Annotated in this window: 22 protein-coding genes and 1 pseudogene; 10 read left to right on the plus strand and 13 right to left on the minus strand. The window is 68.6% G+C overall.

Translation table 11 applies throughout. From position 1 onward, the window contains the following. Window positions 1-65 precede the first annotated feature (65 nt). From ACWIVK_RS10045 to menH, 5 genes are all read left to right on the plus strand, one after another. A complete protein-coding gene (locus tag ACWIVK_RS10045) occupies window positions 66-314 on the plus strand; it encodes a hypothetical protein (protein WP_448576537.1) in 249 nt (82 codons plus the stop codon). 229 nt (window positions 315-543) lie between these two features. Further along, window positions 544-1,194 (plus strand): TetR/AcrR family transcriptional regulator, encoded by a 651-nt coding sequence (locus tag ACWIVK_RS10050; RefSeq protein ID WP_448576539.1) that lies wholly within the window; start codon window positions 544-546, stop codon window positions 1,192-1,194. Then, the gene (locus tag ACWIVK_RS10055; protein WP_448576540.1) at window positions 1,191-2,576 is read left to right on the plus strand and encodes an isochorismate synthase; all 1,386 of its coding nucleotides are present in this window, start codon (window positions 1,191-1,193) and stop codon (window positions 2,574-2,576) included. The genes ACWIVK_RS10050 and ACWIVK_RS10055 overlap by 4 nt, the downstream gene beginning before the upstream one ends. Window positions 2,577-2,579: 3 nt before the next feature. Then, complete coding sequence (gene menD, locus ACWIVK_RS10060; RefSeq protein WP_448576541.1) at window positions 2,580-4,331, plus strand: 2-succinyl-5-enolpyruvyl-6-hydroxy-3-cyclohexene-1-carboxylic-acid synthase; 1,752 nt, start codon at window positions 2,580-2,582, stop codon at window positions 4,329-4,331. Beyond that, window positions 4,328-5,167, plus strand: coding sequence for a 2-succinyl-6-hydroxy-2,4-cyclohexadiene-1-carboxylate synthase (menH, locus tag ACWIVK_RS10065; protein ID WP_448576542.1), 840 nt, complete (start codon window positions 4,328-4,330; stop codon window positions 5,165-5,167). Before menD ends, menH begins: the two co-directional genes overlap by 4 nt. On the opposite strand, the gene ACWIVK_RS10070 is transcribed toward menH, so the two are convergent. The 4 genes from ACWIVK_RS10070 to ACWIVK_RS10085 form a co-directional block, all read right to left on the minus strand. After that, window positions 5,164-6,444, minus strand: coding sequence for a PQQ-binding-like beta-propeller repeat protein (locus tag ACWIVK_RS10070; protein WP_448576543.1), 1,281 nt, complete (start codon window positions 6,442-6,444; stop codon window positions 5,164-5,166). The two genes, menH and ACWIVK_RS10070, sit on opposite strands and share 4 nt — an antisense overlap. Window positions 6,445-6,590: 146 nt before the next feature. After that, entirely contained in the window at window positions 6,591-7,436 is an 846-nt protein-coding gene (locus ACWIVK_RS10075; protein ID WP_448576544.1) for an alpha/beta fold hydrolase, read from the minus strand. 20 nt (window positions 7,437-7,456) lie between these two features. Further along, window positions 7,457-8,368, minus strand: coding sequence for a GerMN domain-containing protein (locus ACWIVK_RS10080; RefSeq protein ID WP_448576545.1), 912 nt, complete (start codon window positions 8,366-8,368; stop codon window positions 7,457-7,459). A gap of 1,297 nt (window positions 8,369-9,665) precedes the next feature. Then, window positions 9,666-11,021, minus strand: coding sequence for a bifunctional folylpolyglutamate synthase/dihydrofolate synthase (locus ACWIVK_RS10085; protein ID WP_448576546.1), 1,356 nt, complete (start codon window positions 11,019-11,021; stop codon window positions 9,666-9,668). A gap of 142 nt (window positions 11,022-11,163) precedes the next feature. Between ACWIVK_RS10085 and ACWIVK_RS10090 the strand changes: the two genes are divergently transcribed. Beyond that, window positions 11,164-11,841: an orotate phosphoribosyltransferase gene (locus ACWIVK_RS10090; RefSeq protein WP_448576547.1), complete on the plus strand. Its 678-nt coding sequence runs from the start codon at window positions 11,164-11,166 to the stop codon at window positions 11,839-11,841. An 11-nt stretch (window positions 11,842-11,852) separates the two neighbouring features. Next, on the plus strand, window positions 11,853-12,314 hold the full coding sequence (locus ACWIVK_RS10095; protein ID WP_448576548.1) for a cyclase family protein: 462 nt from the start codon (window positions 11,853-11,855) through the stop codon (window positions 12,312-12,314). Between the two features lie 350 nt (window positions 12,315-12,664). Here ACWIVK_RS10095 and ACWIVK_RS10100 read toward each other — a convergent pair whose 3' ends face one another. From ACWIVK_RS10100 to ACWIVK_RS10125, 6 genes are all read right to left on the minus strand, one after another. After that, the gene (locus ACWIVK_RS10100; protein ID WP_448576549.1) at window positions 12,665-13,480 is read right to left on the minus strand and encodes an ABC transporter permease; all 816 of its coding nucleotides are present in this window, start codon (window positions 13,478-13,480) and stop codon (window positions 12,665-12,667) included. Then, the gene (locus ACWIVK_RS10105) at window positions 13,477-14,676 is read right to left on the minus strand and encodes an ABC transporter substrate-binding protein (protein WP_448576583.1); all 1,200 of its coding nucleotides are present in this window, start codon (window positions 14,674-14,676) and stop codon (window positions 13,477-13,479) included. Before ACWIVK_RS10105 ends, ACWIVK_RS10100 begins: the two co-directional genes overlap by 4 nt. A 47-nt stretch (window positions 14,677-14,723) precedes the next feature. After that, on the minus strand, window positions 14,724-15,494 hold the full coding sequence (locus ACWIVK_RS10110; RefSeq protein ID WP_448576550.1) for an ABC transporter ATP-binding protein: 771 nt from the start codon (window positions 15,492-15,494) through the stop codon (window positions 14,724-14,726). Then, entirely contained in the window at window positions 15,461-16,564 is a 1,104-nt protein-coding gene (locus ACWIVK_RS10115) for an acyl-CoA dehydrogenase (RefSeq protein ID WP_448576551.1), read from the minus strand. Before ACWIVK_RS10115 ends, ACWIVK_RS10110 begins: the two co-directional genes overlap by 34 nt. Window positions 16,565-16,574: 10 nt before the next feature. Continuing rightward, complete coding sequence (locus ACWIVK_RS10120; RefSeq protein ID WP_448576553.1) at window positions 16,575-17,096, minus strand: DUF4242 domain-containing protein; 522 nt, start codon at window positions 17,094-17,096, stop codon at window positions 16,575-16,577. A 740-nt stretch (window positions 17,097-17,836) separates the two neighbouring features. After that, a complete protein-coding gene (locus ACWIVK_RS10125) occupies window positions 17,837-18,262 on the minus strand; it encodes a cupin domain-containing protein (protein ID WP_448576554.1) in 426 nt (141 codons plus the stop codon). 411 nt (window positions 18,263-18,673) lie between these two features. Between ACWIVK_RS10125 and ACWIVK_RS10130 the strand changes: the two genes are divergently transcribed. After that, window positions 18,674-19,105, plus strand: a complete 432-nt coding sequence (locus ACWIVK_RS10130; RefSeq protein ID WP_448576556.1) for a TIGR03668 family PPOX class F420-dependent oxidoreductase — start codon at window positions 18,674-18,676, stop codon at window positions 19,103-19,105. A 22-nt stretch (window positions 19,106-19,127) separates the two neighbouring features. Here ACWIVK_RS10130 and ACWIVK_RS10135 read toward each other — a convergent pair whose 3' ends face one another. From ACWIVK_RS10135 to ACWIVK_RS10145, 3 genes and pseudogenes are all read right to left on the minus strand, one after another. Continuing rightward, the gene (locus ACWIVK_RS10135; protein ID WP_448576557.1) at window positions 19,128-19,418 is read right to left on the minus strand and encodes a hypothetical protein; all 291 of its coding nucleotides are present in this window, start codon (window positions 19,416-19,418) and stop codon (window positions 19,128-19,130) included. A gap of 255 nt (window positions 19,419-19,673) precedes the next feature. Continuing rightward, the gene (locus ACWIVK_RS10140; RefSeq protein ID WP_448576558.1) at window positions 19,674-19,868 is read right to left on the minus strand and encodes a hypothetical protein; all 195 of its coding nucleotides are present in this window, start codon (window positions 19,866-19,868) and stop codon (window positions 19,674-19,676) included. A 193-nt stretch (window positions 19,869-20,061) separates the two neighbouring features. Next, window positions 20,062-20,445 (minus strand): annotated as a pseudogene (locus ACWIVK_RS10145) (HEPN domain-containing protein). Window positions 20,446-21,088: 643 nt separating this feature from the next. On the opposite strand from ACWIVK_RS10145, the gene ACWIVK_RS10150 reads away from it, so the two are divergent. Together ACWIVK_RS10150 and ACWIVK_RS10155 are read left to right on the plus strand one after the other, a co-directional pair. Then, window positions 21,089-22,312 carry an Nramp family divalent metal transporter gene (locus ACWIVK_RS10150; RefSeq protein ID WP_448576559.1) on the plus strand — a complete coding sequence of 408 codons (1,224 nt, stop codon included), beginning with the start codon at window positions 21,089-21,091 and terminating at the stop codon, window positions 22,310-22,312. Then, on the plus strand, window positions 22,309-23,235 hold the full coding sequence (locus tag ACWIVK_RS10155; protein ID WP_448576560.1) for a universal stress protein: 927 nt from the start codon (window positions 22,309-22,311) through the stop codon (window positions 23,233-23,235). The genes ACWIVK_RS10150 and ACWIVK_RS10155 overlap by 4 nt, the downstream gene beginning before the upstream one ends. Window positions 23,236-23,308 lie beyond the last annotated feature (73 nt).

A 23,308-nucleotide genomic window follows, 5' to 3' on the forward strand; every position in this document is an offset into this window, starting at 1 on the left:
CAGCGAACCCGCAGCCACGCCGACCTTTTCCAGTGCGGGCGGCCGTGTTACCGAAAGGAAGCTCGATGACCTGGCTCCGCCGCTTCTTCACCGCACACACCGGCGCGCCCACCGCTTCTCCCTCTTCTTCCCCCACCCGCGTCGATCTCCCCGGCCGCGTCGTCGCCGTCGCCGCCCGCGGGGTCCACACCCTCGCCCGCACCGCCGACGGCACCCTCTCCGCCTGGGACTGGAACCGGTTCGGCCAGCTCGGCCTCGGCGACCAGGCCGACCGCTCGACCCCCACCCGCGTCGGCACATTCCTGGCCCGCTGAGGGCGCCGGCCGTCCGCTCACCCCGCCGCGGTCGCTTCACCGCACGACCGCTCCGCGCCGACCGACTCGGACGTCGTCCGCGACCATCGCGAGCCGAAGGCCAGCCGACGGACCATCCCGCCGGTGCTCGCGGGACCGCTGGTTCGCGCGGGAACTCTTCGGCACGTCACTTCGCTCCACGTGGTACACTAAATCCGACTGACGCGTCGGTCGGATTCGGGAGGCCGCCGTGGTACAGCCGACCAGTCAGCCCACCAGCCAGGCGCTCCAGTCGCGGGCACGCGAGCGCCGCGAGCGGATCCTCGATGCCGCCCTCGCCGTCTTCACTCGTCGCGGCTACCGCGAAGCCACGATGGACGAGGTGGCCGAAGCAGCTGCCACCTCCAAGGGCGGCGTCTACTTCCACTTCCCAGGCAAGGAAGCACTCTTCCTAGCCCTACTCGAGCGGAACGCGACGCTCCTCTTGCAGCGGACTCAGCAGGCGCTCCAGGCAGCCCCCGACCCCGCTGGCAAGCTGGATGCCGCGCTCGATGTCGTCCTCCGCCTCTTCGCGTCCCACCGCGACCTGGCCCGGCTCTTCCTGGTCGAAGCCTTGGCCGCTGGACCAGCCATCCAAGAAGCGCTGTTGACGATCCGGCGCCGCTTCGCCGCCCTGATCGCCAGCGAACTCGCCCGCGCCCGCCAGGACGGCCTGATCGGCCCGCTCGATCCGCAGCTGGCAGCCACCGCCTGTTTCGGGGCCATCTACGAGGTCGTCACCCAGTGGCTGTTGGCCGGCTCGCCGGCCGACCTCGCCGAAGTCGCCCCCGAACTCCGCCGCCTGCTCCATCGCCTGGTCGGCCTCCCCGACCGCTCACCGGACGAGGACCGAACGCCATGAGCTGCCGGCTACTCGACACTCCCCTCGCTGCCCTGTTGGATCGCTGGCCGCTCGCCGAGCGGCAGGCCCGCGCCTACGCTCGCCCGGTCGTCCTGAGCTGCTCGGAACCCTGCGAGCCGATCGACCCGGTCGCGCTCTTCGCCCGCACGACCAGTCTCCTCCCGCGTGTCCTCTGGCTCGTGCCCGAGCGAGCGGAAGCGCTGGTCGGGCTGGCCGGCCAGCGCCTACCGCTCCCCTCGGTGACGAGCGCCGATCGCTCCCTACCGGACCGTCTCGCCAGCGCCTGGCGGGTCCTGGCCCAGGACGTGCTGGCCGAGGGACCGCTCCCGCCGCTCGCTGTCACCGGGATCGCTTTCGATCCGGCGGACGAGCGACCCGATCCCTGGTGGCACCCGTTCGGTCGCGGACAGCTCCTGCTGCCGCGCCTGCTCTACCGGCAACGCGGGGCGCTCGCCTACCGAGCCGTCCAGGCAGCGGTGTTCCCCGGCGCACGCGAGCCGCGCCTCGTCCCCGACTGGCCAACGAGTCTGCCGCCAGCTTCGTCGACCGCGCCGCGCTCGCTCGTCCAGCACGAGCTGATCGAACTGGACGCCTGGCGGCACCTCATCCAGGACGCGCTCGCTGCGATCGCGGCCGGCAATCTCCACAAGGTCGTCCTGGCGCGTGTCCGCGAACTGGCGGCAGCCGATCCCTTCCCGCTCGAGCAGGCCCTGCGCACGCTGGCTGCCCGCTATCCCAGCTGTACCGTGTTCGCCATCGGGATCGGCGAGACGGTTTTCTTGGGAGCGAGCCCGGAGCGACTCGCTCGGGTCGCCCACGGCACCGTCGCCACGGTCGCCTTAGCCGGTTCGCGCCCCCGGGGGAACTCGCCGGAGCAGGACCGCTGCACGGCCGAGGAGCTGCGCCGGAGCGACAAGGACCGGCACGAGCACGCGCTGGTCGTCGAGGCGATCCGCGCGGCACTCGCCCCGCTCTGCACCAGCCTGCGGGTCCCCGAGGAACCGGCGATCGTCTCTATGGCCAACGTGCATCACCTGGCGACGCCGATCGACGGCGTGCTTCACGAAGGGGCCAGCGTGCTCGACGTGGTCGCACGCCTCCACCCGACGCCAGCCGTCGGCGGGACACCGCGCCCGGCCGCACTCGCCTTCATCCGCCAACACGAGCCGGTCCCCCGCGGCTGGTACGCCGGTGCGCTCGGCTGGGTCGAGGCGAGCGGTGACGGCGAACTCGTCGTCGGCCTGCGCTCCGGCCTGGTGCGCGGCCGGCAAGCACGACTCTACGCCGGGTGCGGCATCGTCGCTGATTCCGATCCCGCGGCGGAATGGGCGGAAGCCGAGGCGAAGTTCCGCCCGATGCTCGAGGCGCTGGCGGGAGGCTGAGCGATGGAGCACCGGACGGCGCTCGGTGCCACCGTCACCGCCTTCGTCAGCGCGCTGGCCGATGCCGGCCTCCGGCACGCCTGCTTCGCCCCCGGGTCGCGTTCCACGCCGCTCGTCCTCGGGCTGGCGCGCGAACCGCGCATCCGCCTTTGGGACCACCTGGACGAGCGCGCGGCCGGCTTCTTCGCTCTAGGACTCGCCCGAGCGCTCGACGAGCCGGTCGCGGTCGTGACCACCTCCGGGACGGCCGCCGCCAACCTGCTCCCCGCCGTCGTCGAGGCGAACTTGGCCCAGGTCCCGCTGATCGTACTGACCGCCGACCGACCGCCCGAGCTGCGCGACGCCGGGGCGCCGCAGACGATCGACCAGCTCCGGCTCTACGGGACACACGTCAAGTGGTTCGCCGAACTCCCGCCGCCTGAGGGGACAGTGCTCGTCCAGCGCGCTGCGGCGTCCGCTGCCCGCCGCGCCGTCGCGCTCGCCCGCGCCTTCCCGCCGGGACCCGTCCACCTGAACTTGCCCTACCGCGAGCCGCTCGTCCCCCACTTCGGACCGAGCCCCACCGCCCCGGCCGGCGCCGTCCTGAGCGGGACACCACAGCTGGACGAGAGCGAGCTCGCAGAGGTCGCAGCCTCGCTGGCTCGTCGCCGCCGCGGCATCGTGGTCGCCGGGCCACAGCCGGACCCCACGCTCGCCCCCGCGCTCGTCGCGTTGGCCAGCCTGCTCGGTTACCCGATCCTGGCCGACCCGCTGTCGCAGCTCCGGGCTGGCCCGCATCCGCGCGACCTCGTCCTGGATGCCTATGACGCCGTCCTGCGGGAGCCGGAGGCGCTCCCGGCGCTCCAGCCGGAACTCGTCCTGCGGGTCGGCGCGATCCCGACCTCGAAGCCGCTGCAGCTCGCGCTCGAGACCTGGGAGAACGCCGAGCAGATTCTGTTGGCTGCCGGGAACTGGCCGGACCCCACGCACCGAGCCGGTTGGATCCTTCACGGTGCGCTCCGGCCGGTCGTCCGCACCTTGACCGGAGCCATCGCCGCCGCCGCGCCACTGCCGGACACCGACTGGCTCGCCCGTTGGCGGGCAGTCGATCGCGCGGCCCGGGCAGCGCTCGAGGCTGCTCTCGCCGAACTCGACGAACTCTTCGAGGGACGCGTCTTCCGCGAACTGGCCGACCTCTTGCCGGACGGCGCAGCGCTCGTCGCCGGGAACAGCATGCCGGTCCGCGACCTGGACGCATTTTTCCCCTCCGTTCCGCAACGGGTGCACATCTTCGCGAACCGCGGGGCCAACGGGATCGACGGCGTCACTTCGACCGCACTCGGGATCGCCGCGGCCCATACGGGCCCGACCGTGCTGGTGACCGGCGATCTGTCCTTCTACCATGATCTCACCGGGCTCTTAGCGGCCGGCCGCCATCGCCTGCGCGCGACCATCGTGCTGCTCAACAACGACGGTGGCGGCATCTTCTCCTTCCTCCCCCAGGCTCACGAGGTACCGGAGCAGTTCGAGTTCCTGTTCGGCACGCCGCACGGTCTCGATTTCCAGCACGCTGCGGCTCTCTTCGGGCTGGCCTATGCTCGTCCCACCGACTGGTCGAGTGTCCGGTCTGCTCTGGCCGCGGCATTGACTGCCGACCGGACCAGCGTCGTCGAGCTGCGTACCGACCGGCAGCGCAATGTCCTGCTCCATCAGCAGCTCTGGACGCGAGCGCGTGCCGCGGTGCGGGACGCGCTGGCCGCGGGAGCTCGGCGATGAGCACGTGGGAGGAGCGGACGATCGCTGTCCGCGGCGTCACCTACCGCGTCTGTGCGGCTGGGCAGGGAGCGCCGCTGGTCCTCCTCCACGGGTTCGCAGGCTCGAGCGCACACTGGGCACCGCTCGTCCCCGAACTGGTCGCGCGCGGCTGGCGCGTCATCGTACCCGATCTCCTCGGCCACGGTCGGACCGAGGCACCGATCGCACCGGCCCGCTACGCGGCTGCCGAGCAGGTGGCCGACCTAGCGCACCTCTTCGGCGAGCTCGTGTCCGAACCGGTCAGGCTCCTCGGCTACTCGATGGGCGGGCGACTGGCGCTCCACCTGGCACTCGCTCACCCCGCGCGGATCGCGGCGCTCGTCCTGGAAAGCGCCTCACCAGGACTCGACGACCCAGCCGAACGTGCTGCCCGCCAGCGCGCCGACGAGGAACTCGCCACCGCGATCGAAGAGCGGGGCCTGGACTGGTTCGCCGACTATTGGGAGAGCCTCCCGCTCTTCGCCAGCCGGCAGCGGCTGAGCGCCGAACGACGCGCCGCACTGCGCGCCGAGTGGCTGGCGCAGCGCCCGCACGGGCTGGCTGCCTCCCTGCGCGGCTTCGGCACCGGCAGCATGCCACCGGTGTGGGACCGCTTATCCGAGCTGCGCTTGCCGGTCCTGGTGATCGCGGGAGCGCTCGATACCCGCTATGCCGCACTCGGGCGAGCGATGACGGCACGCATCCCAGGAAGCCAGCTGGTGGTCGTCCCCAAGGCCGGGCATACCGTCCATCTGGAGCAGCCTGCAGCCTTTCTCACCGCGCTCGAGCGCTTTTTCCGCCAGCTCCCGGACCGCTAGCGTCCGCTCGCTGCTCGCGCGTCCGGGGCCAATGGCCCGATCCAGCAGCAGTACCCGTAGTCCGTCAGGGTCGCCAGGACACGCTCGTCGCCGCGGCGGAGATCGCGCCGCACCACGGTCCGTGTCGGTGCACCAGTCGACTGCTCCGCCGCCGTTGCGACGAAGCGGTTCAGCACGACCGTCCTGTCGGGGAGAAAATCGACATCGCTCACGAAGCCTGGCAGGTCGACCACGCGCACCACGCTGCTCGCGCGTAGGTCGACCAACACCAGACGGAGACGATCCACCATTCCCTCCTCGTAGACGACGACCCACACGACGCGGTCGTCCGCGACGAGACGCAGAGCGAGGCCGAAAACGCGGCTGTCGTGTCCCGCCTCGCGCCCCACATCCAAGGCCTGTTGCACGCGTCCCGCCCGATCGAGCGCGACGAGTACGCCGTTGCGGAGGAGGAGCATGACCGAGCGGTCATCGGCCGCCGCGGCACCGACCGGTTCGTCACCGCGGAGATTGCCTGCCGCCAGTTCCGCGCGCGGAATCGGGAGTTGCGTCACCAGCGTCCCGTCCACCGGCTCGATCCCCAGGAGGCCACCAGCTGCACCAGCAGGCCGGATGCCTTCGCGCAGTTCCGCGGGGAGGACAGCACAGGTGATCGCGTACGAGGCGACCGGCGAGGGGAGCAGCAAGCAGTACCCTGGCAGTCGAAACGTCCACGAGCGCCACGACCGAACCTCTGCGTCATAGCTCGCCACCGCCCATTCGTCCGGATAGGGCAGCCCCTTCCGGAGCACGGCGAAGAGGACCCGGTTCTCGGGCCAACTGAGGACCGATACCGCCGACGCGAATGTCCCGTAGGGCAAGTTGCACCCGGTGAAGGACCACCCCGGTGGCGGATCGACGACGAGCACCTCCTCCGGCTGGACCGTCGGCACGAGCACGAGGCGCTCGGAAACCAGAGCGACCCACCGGCCGTCCGGTGAGGGAGACACGGCACACGCAAAATCGAGTGGCACCGCTGCCCGCCAGACCGCACGCCCGTCGCGCGGATCGAGCGCGACCAGCTGCCCCGGCTCGAAGAGATAGACGACCGCCGACGATGCTTCGGCGCGACGGCACCCGCTGCCCGCCACCAAAAGTGCGAGCGCGACGAGGAGCACGCCGCCGCGCAGCCAGCGTCCGGCGCAACGCGGCGAGCGTGCTCGCCCGCTGACGCGCGGCGAGAGACCACCAGCTCGGCTCGGCTGCGTGGCGAGAAGTCGTGCCCCGGTGGACAACACGATGCACCGCTGCTCCTGCGACGACTGTCTCGACGCGTTTTCCGCGTTCCCCGAACCGCGTCAGCGGGGAAGGCGCGGTCCGCTCCTGTGCCGCCGCGGGCTGGCTCGCTCGCAGGGGCGTGGCCGACCCAGCGTGGCGACGCCGATCAGCTCGCCGGGTGCTCGAGTCCGATATGCTCTCCCGACACGGGACGATCGAGCCGGGCCACGAACTCGTGCACCACCTCCACGAAATCGTCCGGACAGGTCCGGTGGATCGCGTGCCCACAGCCTGGCAGCGCGACGAGTTCACCTTGGCGCAACTGGGCGAGTGCCCGCTGAGCCGTCTCGTCGTCCAATACCCCACCGAACACCGGATCGGCCTGGAGAACGAGCACCGGTTGGCTCAGCCGCGGCAGGAGTTCCCACGGATCCGGTCGCCGCCCCTCGTCGAGGAGCGCCAGGATCGGTCCATCGGCCGTACTGCAGAGCCAAAGCGCGCTCCGCTGCCACTCTTCTGGCGTCCCGTCCGGATCGAGCTGGCGTGCCAGCTCGTAGGCCGCCTCGATCCCGGCCCGCTTGGCCTCGAGGAGCGCCCGTAGCCACAGTCGCGTCCCCTCGTCCGGCTCGACGAGCGGTGGGTCGACCAGCACCAGGGCACGGACCAGCTCCGGGTGCTCGGCAGCCAGCACGATCGCCACGAGCGCCCCCAGCGAGAAGCCGATCGCGACCACCGGTCGGCTCGGCCGCAGCCGCGCGAGCAGCCGGACGGCATCGTCGGCATAATCGCGCAGCGTGTACCCACCCGCCGGTTGCGAACTCCGCCCGTGCCCCCGCAAGTCGAACGCGATGACCCGGAAGCGCTCGGCGAGCGCCGGCACGACCGGTTCCCACGTTTCCCACCGGTCGTACAAGCCGTGCACCAACAGGAGCGGCGGTGCGTCGCTCGGGCCGGCCTCGGCGACCCAAAGCCACAGGTCACCGAGCACTTCCACCCGCTCACGAACCTCCATCCCTGGTCGCTCCTCCCCACTCATGGCGCCAGCCGCAACGGAATCTCGACGATGTTGACTTCCGAGCCATCCTTGGCCGAGTACTCCCAGAGCCGCAAGAGCCCATCCACCGGCTGCGACACCGCGAAGGGAATGGTCAGATCGAATGTTCCGCGTGTCCCGCTCCCGGAGGTCGCCATCGCTGGTTCCTCGTAGAGAGTCGCTCCTTCGGCCGTGCTGAGCCGCACCATGAACGTCGCCTCGAAGGTGTTGGCTGATCCCGCGACGCGGAGCGGGCTGGTGACCGTCTCGCCTGGCCCCGGCGTCTCCACGAAGATGATCGGCAGGAGATCCTCGAAGTCAGCCCGACCCGGTGGCGGCTCGACGACCACTCCTTCGCCACCGATCGCGCTTACCGGCTGCCCATCGAGTCGGAAACGCACCGCCCGCACCGATGAGAACTGAGTCAGCGTGAAGACGACCTGCGCGACGCGTGCCCGCATCGACAACGCTCCGCCGCCAGCCGCGAAATCGGCCGAGAGATCGACCGTAGCGATCCCATCGGCGATCGCCAGGTCGTTCAGTCGCGTGCCCGGTGGAATCTCCGTACTCAGACCCAAAGCGGTCTCTTGGTCAGTCGGACCAGCGAGCAGCGCCTGCAGGGCAGCCGTTCCGATCCGCGGCGTTTCGCCGACCGCACGCCGCGCCACCGCCAATTGCTCCTGGCGCAGGAAGTACAGCGCCACCGTGAGTGTCCGCTGTGCTGTCGGGGTCGGCTCCGGTGCCGCGGGCGGTGGTGTCGCGGTGGGTGTCGCCATCGCTCCTGGTGTACTCGCCTGGGTCGGTGACGCGGTCGGCATCGCGCCGCGGAGCGGTGTCGGTGTCGCCTCGCTGCGGCATGCTGCGGCGAGCGAGCCGAGAGCCAGCCAAATCGCGAAATCGCGACGTCGCACGGAACCGATCCTTTCTCCCGGACACAGCCAGCCGGCACCTCTCCAGCAGCGGTCCGGTAGCTCAAGCCTACCGCACGCTGCGCCTTCGCGGCGGGCCGAAGTGACGGGCGACCCCTGCGTCGATCGCGGGCCTGACTCCGCGCAGGACCGCCGCCCTGCTCGGCAGCGGGGCATCTCGGACCATACCGGCGAGGGAGGCTGCGGTGAGGCGACACGCCTCGCGCGGCTGAGCCAGTCGAGCCGAACCGAGCGCCTGCTGGGGCGCGAGCTCAGTGCGCATCGCATCCCCGGGCACCTCGCGTCAGTGCGGTGCTCGGCGCAACGCAGCGAGACGGCGCGCGCCCCCGGAGCACACGGCGGACGCGCTCCTTGCGGAGACCGCGCCAGGTCGTGGTCGTCGTGTCGCGTGCGCCGAGAGGCCAGTACCCGGGAACCGTCCATCCACTGGAGTCCGGGCACGAAAGAGAGGCGCTGACGTTCGGGCCCGAAAACGTGTCGTCGGCGATCGGCGCTGGCCGATCGATCACGATACCCTCGAGCAGATCGGCCGCCCGGACGCACCCGGCGACGTCGCTTGCAGCGAAGCGAAAGATGCGCACGGCACCGTTGGGCTCGACGGTGGCGAGCGGCAGGGATGGACCACGCGAACCGCTCGCTTCACCGGCTGCAGTGGCGGTCTCGATGCGATCCCATCCGCTACCTGACATCGCGCGTGGAATCGACCACCTGCCCGCCCGCTGGCCGACCGGATCGAGCGGCGACCGAATCACGGCATTCGCCAGCGGCAGGGCTCCTGCCTCGGCTCGCTCCGGTGTCGGAGCGAGCCCGACGAGCAGCCCGGTAACCGGCTGGCTGCCGTGTCACGCCGGACAGGCGGCCGATGGTGCTATCGGCACCGCCGAGCGGATCGTCGTCGGCATGCGCGGTCGCGCCACACGCCTGACGAGTGCTGACAGGCGTGGAGCTGGTGTCGCGAAAAGTTCGCGAGACGTCTCGTTCGCGGCCGATCCGGGTCGGACGAGGGATCGAGCTGCCCCGGCCACCAGCCGCCAGCATGTCAGCGACGAGCGTCACCGCCACGATCCGCCGAGTGGGCCACCACGGCCGCTAGCCGTCCGTCGATGCAGGCCCTTCCGGTGTTTTCTCCTGGGCAGGCGGCTCCGCCGTCCTCGCACCGCGAGAGGCTGACGGCCCTCAGCCTACCAGATGACCGCCCCCGGCATCGCGCCGTGATCCCGGTCGTATCTGCGACCCTGAGGTACTTTCCCATCGAGCGAGAGCCCTCGGCTCGCCTCGTTCAGCCCAAGAGCAGCTCGCGCTCGCGCGGGTCGCTCGCGGCCATCCCGAGCGCCTCGCGCGCTGCAGCCACCATGCTGAGCGAGCCGGTGACGAGGACGAGATCCGCGGGGTCAGCCTGCTCCAGTGCTGCCCGGAGCGCGTCCTCGACGGAGCGGTAGCTGGCAACCGGCTTCCCCATCGCGCTCGCTGCCCACGCTGCCAGCAGACGTTCAGCCGCTGCTGCGCGCGGTGCGAACCCCTCGACTGCGAACAACGCATCAGCCAGCGGTGCGAGTGCCGCTACGATCCGCTCGATCTCCTTGTCCCGCATGATCCCCAGGACGAGCCAGAGCCGTCGCCAGCGGAAGTTCTCGCGCACGGCCTCGGCCAGACGCTGAGCCGACTCGCGGTTGTGCGCTCCATCCGCGACCACCGCCGGGCTGTCGCGCAGGAGTTCGAGTCGGCCGGGCCAGACCGCGGTCGCCAGGCCTTGGCGGATCGCCGACTCCGGGACGACCACCCCGACGCGAGCCAGCCAGGGCAGACTCGCGAGCGCCACGCCAGCGTTTTCCACCTGGTGAGCACCGCGGAGCGCGAGCGCGAGGTCAGCCAGTTCCCGATCCGGAGCACGAAACGTGAAGCGGTACCACGGGCCCGCGACCTGCCAGTCTCGTCCGCCCAGCCAGAGTGGCGCTCCCCGCTCCTGCGCCACCGCTTCGATGACCCGCGCGGCTTCCGGCTCTTGCGGCGCCGAAACGACCGGACGCCCCGCCTTGATGACGCCCGCCTTTTCGCCGGCGATCGCCGCGAGCGTCGAGCCCAGGATCGCCATGTGGTCGTAGCCGATCCGGGTGATCAGTGCCACGTCGGGCAGAATCACGTTGGTGGCATCCAGGCGCCCACCGAGGCCGACCTCGATGACGGCCAGATCGACCGACCTGCGGGCGAAAGCCGCGAAGGCGAGCACGGTCACCAACTCGAACGCGGTCGCTGCCCCCCAGTCCGGATGCACACGCTGCAAGGCTGCATCGGCCTCCGCCAACTCGGCCATCAGCGCGCCGAACGTCTCCGGTGCGATCGGTCGACCATCGATCTGGATCCGCTCGCGCAAGGTGTGGAGGTGGGGGGAAGTGTACAGCCCCACCCGATACCCTGCGGCCTGCACCATCGACGCGAGCAGGACGGCAGTCGAGCCCTTGCCTTTCGTCCCCGCGATATGCACGCTCCGGTACCGTCGCTGGGGATCGCCCAGCGCCGAGCAGAGCCACGCCGTCCGTGCCAAGCCGATCCCCTCGTCAGCGAATGGATTGGCCACGAATCCACGGTCATAGCCAGCGCGATCGCGCAGGAAGCGGAGTGCCGCAAAGTAGTCCACGTCTGTCGCCTTTCTCGCTATACTACGAGAGACGTGTCAGGTCCGCCGGGCGGAGAGCGTGGCTTCGTCCCCACGACCAGTCGGACGACGAGCACACGGCACCGAGCCGATCATGTCGATTCGACGCAGGTCGACGCGGCCGGTGGAACTGAGACGAGATCTCGGCGGAGGTGGGAGAGACGTGCTCTTCGGTACTGAAACCAATCTCGACATCGCGCGCGCCTTGTTCGAACTCGGCGGCGTCCTGTTCGGCGAGTTCGATCTCGGTCCCACAGCTGGTCGTTCTCCGATCTACATCAACCCGCGCGTCTTGATCAGCGAACCGGCGCTCCTGCGGCGGATCGCCCATCTGATTCACCACGAAATTCAAGCTGACCAGGCCCGGCGACGACCACGTCTGGCCTCGTTCGCAGCCGTCGCTGGCGTCCCCATGGGCGGTCTTCACCTGGCCACCGCCTACGCCCTGGTCAGCGATACCCCGCTCATCTACGTGCGCCCCGACGCCCAGGAACCCGCGTTGGAAGGTCGCATCGTCCCCGGGCAAACAGTGCTGGTGATCGACGACCTGATGACCGGCGGCACCAGCTTGCTCCGCACCGCTCGCATCCTGGAAGACGCTGGGCTCACCGTGCGCGACTTCATCGTGCTGATCGATCGCGAGCAGGGAGGAGCCGAGCGGCTCCATGCTCACGGATACCATGTCATGCCGATCTTGCGCTTGCGCACGATGCTCACCTACTACTTCGAGAGCGGCATGATCGATAGCCAACGCTACCGCACTGCGATGGAGTATCTCGAGCGGACCAACCGTCGGGGGTGAGGGGGTCGCCGATGCCGGGGCGAGGCCAGTTCGCGGGACAGGACGTGCTGGTCTTCGATCTCGAACAGCCGCGCACCCCGGAGATGCCGATCTATCCTGCCCACCGACCAGGGTATTCCTATGCGCTCCATCGCCGGCACAGCGATCCACCAGCCGGTCCATCGGTTGGTCCGCGTTCCTCCGCCTCTGGCCTGCTCTTCCTCATGGAGCATACCGGAACTCACATCGATGCCCCGTGTCACCAGGCATGGCACGGGCGCTTGCATGGCGACATCGATGCCACCAGCGCCGCCGGACCGCGGGGCTTCACCCATCTCGGCGTCGAGACAGTGCCGCCGCTCGTCGTTCCGGGCGTCCTGCTCGACGTGGCAGCACTGCGCGGTCGCGAGGCGCTCCCTCCGGGCGAACTCGTGACCGCCGCTGATCTGGTAGCCTGCTGCACACGGGACAGCCTGGCACTCGAGCCGGGATAGGAACGGCGCTCCCCGGCGCAGTGCCGCGCAGCACTCGACCGGACGGAGGCACTGGCCGCACTTCTGTTACGGCGCATCACCGCCCGTATTCCAGATATCAGTGTCCCGGAGAGACAAGAAAGAACGACCGATCTCCGGGACGAGGCCGAGCAGCTTTGTCCCGAACGCGACTACTCGACCTGCGTGAGCGATCTGCTCACCCACGCTGCAACCGGCTCTCCGGTCATGCTTTGCGTTTCACCGATCGGTCAATGGACGCTCATCTCGCTCGCGGCTCCTGACCGGCCCGTTCCCTGTCTGGATGACTGGACCGTCGCGGGGCTGCTTCCCCGCGAACGGTCCAGCTGACCTCAGTTTCCCCGCTCGGCAACCGCGACCACGAGCGGCTCGCGTCGTCCTCGTGGGCGCCGGAGAGGCCGCTCGCGTAAGACCACCCGTGCCAGCCCATCCAGGGCGAGACCGCTCATTCCGATCACCACGAGCACAGCCATCAATTCACCATAGTCGAGCCGGTCCCGTGCGTCCAGGATGGCATAACCCAGGCCGGAATCGACACCCAACATTTCGGCTGGCACGAGGACGATCCAGGCCACACCGACTGCCAGACGCAAGCCGCCCAGGACACGCGGTCGTATTCCTGGCCAGACGATGGCGCGGAGCAGTTCCCACCGAGAAGCCCCCAGACTCCGTCCGACCAGCAACCAGCGAGGGTCCAGCCGCAGGACGCCATCGGCCGTGCTCGAGACGATCGGCCAGAGCGTCGCCATGACGATCAAGAACACGACCGAACGACTCCCCGCACCGAAAACGAGCAGCGCGAGCGGCATCCAGGCCAGCGGCGAGACCATGCGGATGAGCTGCAGGCTCGGACCGAGGAGCCGTGCGATCCAGGGGACACTTCCGATGACCACACCGAGCGGGATACCCAGGAGCGCGCTCAGCGCCAACCCAGCACCGACGCGCTGAGCGCTCGCCACCAGATGCGGCCAGAGCAGGCCGCTCGTCGCGAGTTCACCGAGCGCACGCCACGCGAACTCGGGGGCAAAGCGGCGAGCGAACGCCTCCGCCGGCGGGAGAAACGAGGTCGCTGCCCACCAGCACAGGACGAGCAGCGCGATACCGGCGAGTCCGAGGAGCGTCTCGCGGACATGGTGCCGTACCGTCATGGGTCGATCCGCTCCTCCCGCTCCAGCGATTCCGGTAACCCGAAGACAGCTGGCCCACCTTCCGCGGCGAGCGCCTGCCGGACGAATCGATCGTCGACGAGTTCCTCGTGGGCGCGCTGAGGATCGAGCTGCTGGAGGAAGCTGGCATCACCCTGGACACGCGTCCGTCGCAAATGCTCGATCAGCGCCGCCGTATACGATGGAAACGGATACGGACGGAAATCGATCCGTGCAACGCTCCACTCCGGATGACGGATGACTCCCTCTCGGACATACCGGTCGTGGTCATGGTCGAGCAGCACGCGCTCGATCGCTTCCAGCGGTTGTGGCAGGTACCCGCGATCCCCTCGCTTGGCGAGCAGCTGCGCCGCCTCGGCACGGTTCTCGCGGGCGAACCGCTGCGCTCGCACGATCGCCCGCACCACCGCCTGAGCCCAGTCCGGGTGCGACTCGCTGTCCTCCTCGTGCAGCATGACGACGCAGCAGGCATGATCCAGCCAGACGTCCCCACTGAAGCGCAGGATTTTCCCGGCTTTTTGGACTTCCGCGAGCGCATTGAACGGCTCAGCGACGATGTACCCAGCGATCGAGCCGTTCGCCAGTGCCGGGGCCATGTCCGCCGGTGCCATCACCACGAGTTTCACCGTCCGCTCGCTGGCCGAGGGCTGGCCTTCCAGAATCGGGCGCAGCCCCGCTCGCTCCAGCAGACGTTGGAGCAGCACGTTGTGGATCGAGTACCAGAAAGGGACCGCGACGGTCGCGCCGGCAAGATCTTCCAGGCGCTCGATCCGCTCCGCCACGGTGAGTGCCGAGCCGTTCACGTGATCCCAGGCCACCAGTTTGACGGGCACCCGCTGCCCAAAACGCATCCAGATGGCCAGTGGCATCAAGAGGTGAACCACGTCCACCTGCCGCGCCTGGAACGCCTCGGCAACCTGTGCCCAGCTCCGGAACATGGTCGGTTGGTCGACAGAGAGACCTTCTTCTCGATAGAACCCTTTGGCATGCGCGAGGAGCAACGGGGCCGCATCGGTGATGGGCAGGTAACCGATGCGGAGTTGCCCGCTCGCGGTTGCCGTGGGCGTCCGCCGGCTGGGTACCACGACCGTCGGGCTCCCCCCAGCGGCGCTCCTCGTTGCCGGAATTCCACGCTCTTCAGCACCACCGCACGCAGCGAGGAGCGGAGTGAGCGACATCATGGTCGCCGCTCGAAGCAAGAGAGTCCGTCGTGTCATTCCTCGCTTCACCGAAACCTCCCGACCGCGAACGGCTCGACCGATGCTGCCGAACCCTGCACCATCCCGTACCCGTTCAGCAGGGCACGCCGGAGTTCACCGGGCGCATGCTCGGCTACCTGCCACCTGCCGACGACGCTCGCCGGCCGGCCACCGAGCAGGATGAGCTGGTCTCCCACCGCCAATGCCTCCTCCAGGTCGTGGGTCACCAGCACGGCGGTGAGTCCGAGCTCGGAGACGAGTTCACGCAACCAGCGCTGCGATTCGCGTCGCGTCAAGGGATCCAGTGCCGCGAACGGCTCATCCAGCAGCACGAGGCGGGGCCGGGTAGCCAGTGCGCGCGCCAGATTGACACGCTGGGCCTGCCCACCGGAAAGCGTCTCCGGATACGCCTCGGCCAATTCGCTCAACCCCAAGCGGTCGAGCAACTCGGCCACGAGGCCAGGGCTCGCTCGTCCGCGGTTGAGCGCAAAGCGGAGCCCCAGCGTCACGTTCTCGGCGACCGTCAACCAGGGCAACAGGTTCGGCTCTTGAAAGACCAGTCGCACATCGCGGTGCGGCTCGATGCCCGCTCCATAGCGCACGATGCCAGTGGACGGTGCTTCGAGGCCCGCCAGCAGACGCAGCAGCGTCGATTTCCCCGCCCCGCTCGGTCCGAGCAGCACGGTGACCGCTCCGAGCGGGACCGTGCCGGACACGCCGGCGAGCACCGCGCGGGCTCGGCGTCCGTGTCCATAGGTCTTCGTTACGTCGACCAGTTCGATCGCTGCAGTTCCCACAGGAGTTGTCCTTCCGTCGGTGTCTGGATCGGGAGAAACAGCGACTCGCGGAGCCGCCGCGCTGTCCCGCTCTCCGCCCGATAGGCCTGCCCGCCTTTGGTCTTCGCTTCGAGCGCCACTGCTCGACAAGCCAGGCGCATCGTGGTCAACCGGAGCTGCAACGCTCGGCAGCGGAGTTCCTGATCCGCCGACCCGAGCGCCTGTGCCAGGAGGCTCCGCAGTGCCCTGGCTGTCGCGGTAAGCTCCGCTTCGGCCTCGCCGATTTCCGGTTCGAACACCACGTTGACTCCGCGGAGGTGTCCGCGTGCTTCGGCGAGCGCCCGGGCCGCCAATCCCCAGCAGAAGCTCGCTTGCAGCGCCAGAAAGGCTGGTTGCACGGCGCGCAGAAAGGCCGAGGCATCGCGCGCCAGCACGAACTCACTGGTGACCAGCGCGTTTTGAAAGCGCAGCGTCGTGCTGGCGGTCGCCTGGAGGGCGAGCAGCCGCGGGTACGGCTCGACGATCACCCCTGGTGTCTCGCTCGGTACCGCGAGCACCAGCGTCTCCGTGCCCGCTTGCACGGGTGTCACCACCAGATAGCGCGCCGTCAGGTTGGAAGCCCAGGGAACGAAACCGTTCAAGACGAACCCACCACTCGCCTGCCTACTCGCCTGCACCGGCAAGGGACGTCCGGTCTGGACGTGTCCGAGCGCCGTCGCCAGCGCTGTGCTTCCGTCGCGCTCGGCTCGGGTCAATTCGCCCAGCCACCGTACGCGGAGGACGGAACCAGGCTCTGCCCAGGCGAGGTACAGCATGGTCATCAGGTGGCACCAGAGCGAAAAAGCGCTGGCCAGATCGAACCAGGCCACGGTCGCCACCAGCTCCCCGGCCCGCCAGAGATCGAACGGCGCGGGAACGCGGGGGCTCTCCCACTCCACCGTCGGGAGCAGTCCTTCCGTCACCAGCACACGCACCGTCGACTGGGCAGTGAGCTCACCCGCGTCGACTTGGGGCGCGCGTTCTTCCAACGACGCGCCGAGTCGCTCCTGGATTGCCCTATCGATCAGCGTCGCCGCGAGCGTCTCGGCCATCGCCGCCTCCTCACGAGCAGACGCGCGTCAAACGATCGACCGGGGCGCTGACGACTTGGCGCGCCCGGCGCACCGCACCTTCGTCCGGTGCCGCATAGAGGCAGACGCACTTCGCCATGTCCTCGCGGACATAGGTGCGGAGGAAACGCACCTCCGGCACCTGGGCGTAGAGCGGCGACTTCTCAGCCTTGCGTTGGAGGTACGCCTCCATCGTGAGACCGGCCGGCAAGTCCCACTCGACCAGGTAATTGGCCGCACCACGCTGGGCCTTGACCTCGTCCACACTCTGGCCGACCAAGCGGACCGGCGCGAAATCCTGCGGGGCCACGCCAGCGCGCTCGAGCTCGCGACGGAGAACCTCGCCAGCAGCGTGCTCCAAGACCGCGTAGAGCACAGCCAGATCCTGGCCCACCTGAAACTCGATAACCTCGCCTCCTGCCTTCCGGGTCGTTCGATCGATCGCCGCAAAGAGCGGCTCCAGCTGCGCTCGATCGGTCACGTCGATGCGGTATTCCGCGAGAAACAACGGCATGAGAACACCCTCCCGTTGGCTCCAACAGGCACGACACAGTACACACTCGCTCAGCCGATGGGACGCAGTTCTCTACTGGTCACTCTGCAGGTGACCAGACTGCGCCGCGCTGGCTCGCGTGCTCAGACCCTTTGACCAGTGATGGGAAAACGTTCAGGAGCGACAGTCGCAGATCCGGGGCCAGTAGGAATAGACCCCGATCATCGTAGGGCAGGGTGGAACGACGCGGCAACGACCGCGCTGGCAAGCGCAGGTACCGCGCCAGCGGATCGCTCGACTCGCTCTCGTGCACGGTCGCGTCGCCACCATCCGTCCTCTCCCCGAGCGGTCCAGTGACCACCGCTGGGTGCCGCTGGGGAGTCTAGCCGAACGGTCGCGAACCGTCAAGCGGTGAAGCGTCGTCCGGTCCGATCGACCGGCGACCGCGCACGCCGCGCAGCGAGCCGTGCTGCTCCCCGCCGGAGCCGTTTATGCGACAGAGAGGAACAGCTCGACCGATGCATCGGTCGACCGTGACGTCCTCCCGAATCCGGGCTGCAGGCACCGCGAACGACCGTCAGCGCGGCGCGAGACAACCGGTACCAGATCGCCTGCGCTGGACAGGCAGGGACCGCCTTCCACCGGTAGCGATGCCTCGCGCTGCCTCACCGCCCGCTCATCGGCAGGACGGTCGAGCGAAGGCTGGAGGGGAAGTGCCGAACCTCCACCTGGCGAGCACCGTTGGGCACCGCGACTCGCGGCTAGTCGGTCCCAGCCGTATCGCCCTCGAAGACCTCGTACGGCGAGGGGGTCGGCCACTGCGGCAACAAGGGAACCAGCATGATTCCGGCCACCACGACGAGGCGGAGCGTTTCGCTGCCCGTATTGAATACCCGATGCATGACGTTCGGGCGGTTCAGAGCCGCGCAGCCTGGCCGCAGCGGGTAGCGCACCCCATCCGATTCCAACTCGCCCGTCCCTTGGACGACGTAGTAGACCTCTTCGCAGTTGTGCCGATGCAGGGGACTGTGGTGTCCGGGTTCGATCTCCACCACACCCAGACACAGCGTCATCGCTCGGAAACCCGTTTCCGGGTAGATGAGCTTGAGGTCACGCACCGAGCGATCTCGTTGCTGCATCGGTGCACCTTCCAGCATTTCCTCCGGATAGATGACCACCCGCTCCATCGTCGCGCTCCTTTCGCTCGAAGCTCTCTCTTCGAACGTGACATGACGAAGCTTCCTCGTCAATGGGCGATCGCCGTGCCGGCATCGAGTCGATGGATCCCTCGACTGTGCACGAGCGCGCCTTCCCGAGACCGGGCATGACACAACGCCTGGAACCGGCAATGAACCAAGCGCTCTCGAGCGACCGACCGAAGACGAGCGGAACCACACGAGACGCGAGCCTTGCTCCGGCCCCGGTCGGATGGGCGTGGCACGCACCCTCGCGACCGCTCGGATTCTCTTCCGCTAGCATTGCCCACAGGCGAACGTGTCGCGCGGTCCAACGGGGGACGACGCGCTCAGCGACGTAGCTTCTGAAGTCGGTGGAGCGAGCGATTGTCAGACTCTAAATCCGACACGAGGGATCCGGTCATGGCACTCATCTTGCCTCCTCTCGTGCGTGCCTTCCTCGAGCAGCAGCGGGTCGGGCATCTGGCAACAGTGAGTCGCGGCGGCGAACCGCACGTCGTCCCGATCTGCTATGCCGTAGCGGACGACACGATCTACACGCCGATCGACGAGAAGCCGAAGCAACCGAGTCGCACGCTCCGGCGGGTCCGCAACATCGAGGAAACCGGTCGCGCCGCTCTGGTCGTCGACCGGTACGACGAGGATTGGACGCAGCTCGGCTGGGTACTCCTGCGCGGGCGCGCCGAACTCCTCGCACCGGGATCACCGGAGCAGACGCGCGCGGTCGAGCTCCTGCGCCAGCGCTATCCGCAGTACCGCACGATGCGACTGGAAACGCAGCCGGTGGTCGCGCTTCGGATCGAACGCGTCAGCGTATGGGGCAAACTGGAGTGAGCCGAGCGGTCGCGCCTGGTGTTCAGCGGAGCACGTGCGCGAGCGTGTAGAGCCCCATCGCGATCATCGCTCCACCGGCGATGATCCCTGGCCATCCCCGGCGCGCCGCAGCGGTCCGCGCCCCCTGCACCGTGATGATCGCCGCCGCCGCACTGGAGAGAGCGATCATCACCGGACGGGCTTCATCGGCGAACGCGCTCCGCCGCACGAGCGTCGCTACCACGAAGAGAACAGCCAACACCGCTGCGCTCACGAGAGGGGCTAGCCACACGCTCCACTGGCTCTTGCGTCGGGAAACGACGGTCGATGTCACAGTCGCTCCTCCACCGTCCGTCTCGCTTGCCGTTCTGGTTGTAGCACACCCCGCACTCGCGCTGCTTCGATCGCACCCGGTCGCTGCCGAGCACTGCCAACCGGCAGTCCCGATCCACCTCTGCTGCCTCCAAGAGCCGACCGCCGAGTCCAGTGACGCGGTACTCGCCCTCCCGTCCATGGCTCACGTAGGAAGCGAGCTTCATCGCGCTCGGACTGCGTCGTCCTGTCACTGCGCGGACGGACCTAGGCTCGATCAGGCACACTCGTCGGCCCGTTGATCAGCGCGGCCCGGAGGGGGCAACGCTTCCTCCGGGCCGCTTCCTGCCAGCCGGTCTGGCCGCCCAAAGACCCACACTGCCTCGCACGCCGAGACTGCTGCGAAGTGCGGACTGGTCTCCGGCAAACGTGCCCATTCTTCCCGCGTGTAGACGATCGCTTCCGCTGGCACCGGCAGTTTCTCCAGTGGCAGATCGAGCGGCCGCTCGATCGGGAGCCGTGCCGACCGCTCGACGATGAGATCGACGTCGCTGCCGACTCCCCAATCCCCACACGCTTAGGAGCCGAAAACACCGACAGCGACCAACCCTGGCAACTCCGGTTCCCGCGCCCACAGCTCGACCGCCGCGAGCACCGCCGCGCGGTCAGGCCATCGCAGCACGGACGAAGTCGAGGATCGCACGGGCATGACGGATCGCCTCCTCGCTCTGCTGCGGGCCGAAGGAGCGTGCTGGTGGTCCCTCCGGAAAGGCATCCGGGTACCGTGGCGCGATGGAATAGGCATCCAGCCGCCGAGCCGCGTCGCGCAACTCCTCCGGAACGGTGAGTGGAAGCTCTTGCAGCAGTCGCGTCACGGCGTGTCCCCAGACAGCCTGTCCGAGCTGCCGATGGAGCGCCGCGAGCGCCTTTTCGGCTGCCTGCTAGGCGGCAAAGCAGGCCCATTCATGCCGACCGTGCTTCGCCGCCAACTCGGCGAGTTCGAGGTCGTGGGCTGCTTGCGCGAACCAGTCGCCTGCTCGGATCGCCATCCTGTCCCCGCTGCCGGCTCGTCAGCACGACCAGTATCCGGAGCGTACCACCGATCGTCCCGCCAGAAGCCTCTCCTCGATGCGATCTCCGCGGAAGACCCGCTGTAGACCCGCGAGCGAACTCGCGCTCCGACCGTAGCGACAGTCCATCCAGATGAGGAACACGATCCCGACCGTCGCTGGTCCCGAGCACCAGCGCCGCGGCGCGCCTCCGCCTGACCGCTCTTCTGGCGAGCCACGCTGCGCCCGATCGCCCCGAACGGGAGCACGACACCCCGCGGTCGTCGGCAAAGAGCTCGGGCGACGGCCCGGTCTCGGCGCGGATGTTGGGGACCAGCCACACGTGGCTCCCGCGTGATCCACCGGTGTTCGGCGCGAGCCAGGACTGCCCGCGGCGCCTCAGGAGAGCGATCGCTCGACGACGTCCAGGCAGCAGCTCCCTCGCCATCACCCTCGCCGCGCACCCGGAGCGCGCGGCCCGAACATCGAGCAGAACCGAAGAGCGAAGGAGCACACTCGGCGCGGCGAAAACGAGCGTCGTATCATTAGCACTGGCTAAAATCGGAAGGGGTATTGGGTGAACGAGCCGCCCAGCCAACCATCGTCCACCGCCCCGATCGCCCGCCGATCCAGGCAGCTTCGCGTGCGTGGACTCGCGAGCGCTCTCCCCTATCTCGGTCCAGCTTTCGTTGCCAGTGTGGCGTACATCGATCCCGGCAACTACGCGACCAATATCGAAAGCGGCGCTCGGTTCGGCTATACCCTCCTCTGGGTCATCCTCGCAGCCAACCTCGCTGCGATGCTGATCCAGTCCCTTTCCGCCAAGCTGGGTATCGCCACTGGCCACAACCTCGCCGAGCTCTGCCGGGAGCGCTTCCCCCGTCCCGTGGTCTGGCTCATGTGGATCGTTGCCGAACTGGTCGCCATGGCGACCGATCTCGCCGAGTTCCTCGGTGCCGCGCTCGGTTTCGCTCTCCTTTTCCACTTCCCGCTGCTGATCGGTGGCATCTTGACGGGATTCACGACGTTCGCCATCCTCGCGCTGGAGCGCTACGGACACCGGCCGATCGAGGCGGTGATCACGAGTCTCGTCGGTGTCATCGCCGCCTGCTATGTCGTGGAAACTGTCCTCGAGCGGCCGGACTGGAGCGCCATTACCCGCCATGCGCTCATCCCAGCGTTCGCTGGCCCGGAAAGCGTGCTCCTCGCCACCGGGATTCTCGGAGCGACCGTCATGCCGCATGTCATCTACTTGCACTCGGCACTCACCCAGCACCGGATCGTGCCGCGCACGCCGGCCGAAGCGCAGCGCATCTTCCGCTTCGAAGTGCTCGACGTCGTGCTCGCCATGGGCATCGCCGGACTCGTCAATGCTGCCATGCTCATCATGGCAGCCTCGACCTTTCACGCTCGCGGACTCTCCGACATCGGGACGATCGAGGAGGCCCACCGCACGCTGCAGCCATTGCTCGGACCACTGGCCAGCACTGCGTTCGCGCTCTCACTGCTCGCGTCGGGCCTTTCCTCCTCCACGGTCGGCACGATGGCCGGTCAAGTGGTGATGCAAGGCTTCCTTCATCGAACGATCCCCGTCTGGCTCCGCCGGGGAATCACCATGCTCCCGGCCCTCATCGTCATCGCGCTCGGCCTCGACCCCACACGCACGCTCGTGATCAGCCAGGTCGTCTTGAGCTTCGGCATCCCGTTCGCGCTCCTCCCACTCATTCTCTTCACCGCTGATCGGACACTCATGGGCGCACTGGTGAACCGGCGACCGACGACGCTGATGGCGAGCATCCTCGCTCTCCTCATCATCGGGCTCAACCTCTGGCTGCTCTGGACGACATTCACGGGAAGTGGCGCATGAGCGAGATCCCGCTGGCGCGCATCCTCGTTCCCCTCGACGGCTCACCGCTCGCCGAGCAGATCCTCCCCGTCGCAGCTGGACTCGTCCGTGCGTGCGGCCGCGAACTGATTCTCCTTCACGTCCTCGAACCGTCCCCACCCGAACGGATCCACGGTCAGCCGCACCTCGCGACGGCCGAAGCCGCCACCCGATATCTGGACCGGATCAGCCGGGAACTGGCCGACCAGCGTGTTCCCTGCCGCATCACGGTGATCTCTGCCGACCACGCCGCTGTCGCCACTGCGATCGCTGGTCAGGCCCGAGCCTTGGACGCTGACCTCATCGCGCTCACGACGCATGGACGCGGCGGCCTGCGCGGCTTGCTCTTCGGGCGAATCGCCCAGCAGGTCCTCCAACAGGCCGAGCGTCCCACTCTCGTCCTGCGTGCGACGGAGCGTTCCGTCTCGCTCCTCCCCGAGAGCCCCCAGCATCTCCTCGTCCCGCTCGACGGTTCGCCAGCGAGCGAGCATGTCTTTCCGTTCGCCTGGCAGCTGGCCGAATGCCTGGCCGCACCGGTGACCCTGGCTCGCATTGTGCCGACGCTCGAGCATCTCAGCCTCAGCGAGAGTGCTCCTGCCGTTTTTCTCCCAACGGCTACTGCTGCGCTCCTCGAACTCGAGCGCCAGCACGCCGAGCAGGATCTCCAGCGCCTGGCTGCCACTGCACCAGCTGGCCTCCCGGTCACGGTGGTCGTCCGGCAAGGCGATGTGATCGCAGAACTCGCTGCGCTCGCGACCGAGGTCGACCTCGTGGTCATGGCGACACACGGTCGAGCTGGACTCCCCGGTTGGCTGGCTGGGAGCGTGGCCGCCCGCCTCCTCCAGCGGGTCACCATTCCGCTCCTCCTCGTGCCGATCGGCAGGCAAGAGACATCCGCGATCTGACGCAGAGAGCGAACGACGCCGCGAGCACGCTCGGTGGGGACGCTCCGGTGACCGACTCTTGCCGAGAAGTACT

It is taken from the genome of Thermomicrobium sp. (genome assembly GCF_053493975.1).

Bases quoted from the DNA above. Each gene is read 5' to 3' on its own strand.
- ACWIVK_RS10045 (WP_448576537.1), top strand. From the start codon at position 66: ATGACCTGGCTCCGCCGCTTCTTCACCGCACACACCGGCGCGCCCACC.
- ACWIVK_RS10055 (WP_448576540.1), top strand. From the start codon at position 1,191: ATGAGCTGCCGGCTACTCGACACTCCCCTCGCTGCCCTGTTGGATCGC.
- menD (WP_448576541.1), top strand. From the start codon at position 2,580: ATGGAGCACCGGACGGCGCTCGGTGCCACCGTCACCGCCTTCGTCAGC.
- menH (WP_448576542.1), top strand. From the start codon at position 4,328: ATGAGCACGTGGGAGGAGCGGACGATCGCTGTCCGCGGCGTCACCTAC.
- ACWIVK_RS10075 (WP_448576544.1), bottom strand. From the start codon at position 7,436: ATGGAGGTTCGTGAGCGGGTGGAAGTGCTCGGTGACCTGTGGCTTTGG.
- ACWIVK_RS10095 (WP_448576548.1), top strand. From the start codon at position 11,853: ATGCCGGGGCGAGGCCAGTTCGCGGGACAGGACGTGCTGGTCTTCGAT.
- ACWIVK_RS10100 (WP_448576549.1), bottom strand. From the start codon at position 13,480: ATGACGGTACGGCACCATGTCCGCGAGACGCTCCTCGGACTCGCCGGT.
- ACWIVK_RS10105 (WP_448576583.1), bottom strand. From the start codon at position 14,676: ATGTCGCTCACTCCGCTCCTCGCTGCGTGCGGTGGTGCTGAAGAGCGT.
- ACWIVK_RS10115 (WP_448576551.1), bottom strand. From the start codon at position 16,564: ATGGCCGAGACGCTCGCGGCGACGCTGATCGATAGGGCAATCCAGGAG.
- ACWIVK_RS10120 (WP_448576553.1), bottom strand. From the start codon at position 17,096: ATGCCGTTGTTTCTCGCGGAATACCGCATCGACGTGACCGATCGAGCG.
- ACWIVK_RS10125 (WP_448576554.1), bottom strand. From the start codon at position 18,262: ATGGAGCGGGTGGTCATCTATCCGGAGGAAATGCTGGAAGGTGCACCG.
- ACWIVK_RS10130 (WP_448576556.1), top strand. From the start codon at position 18,674: ATGGCACTCATCTTGCCTCCTCTCGTGCGTGCCTTCCTCGAGCAGCAG.
- ACWIVK_RS10155 (WP_448576560.1), top strand. From the start codon at position 22,309: ATGAGCGAGATCCCGCTGGCGCGCATCCTCGTTCCCCTCGACGGCTCA.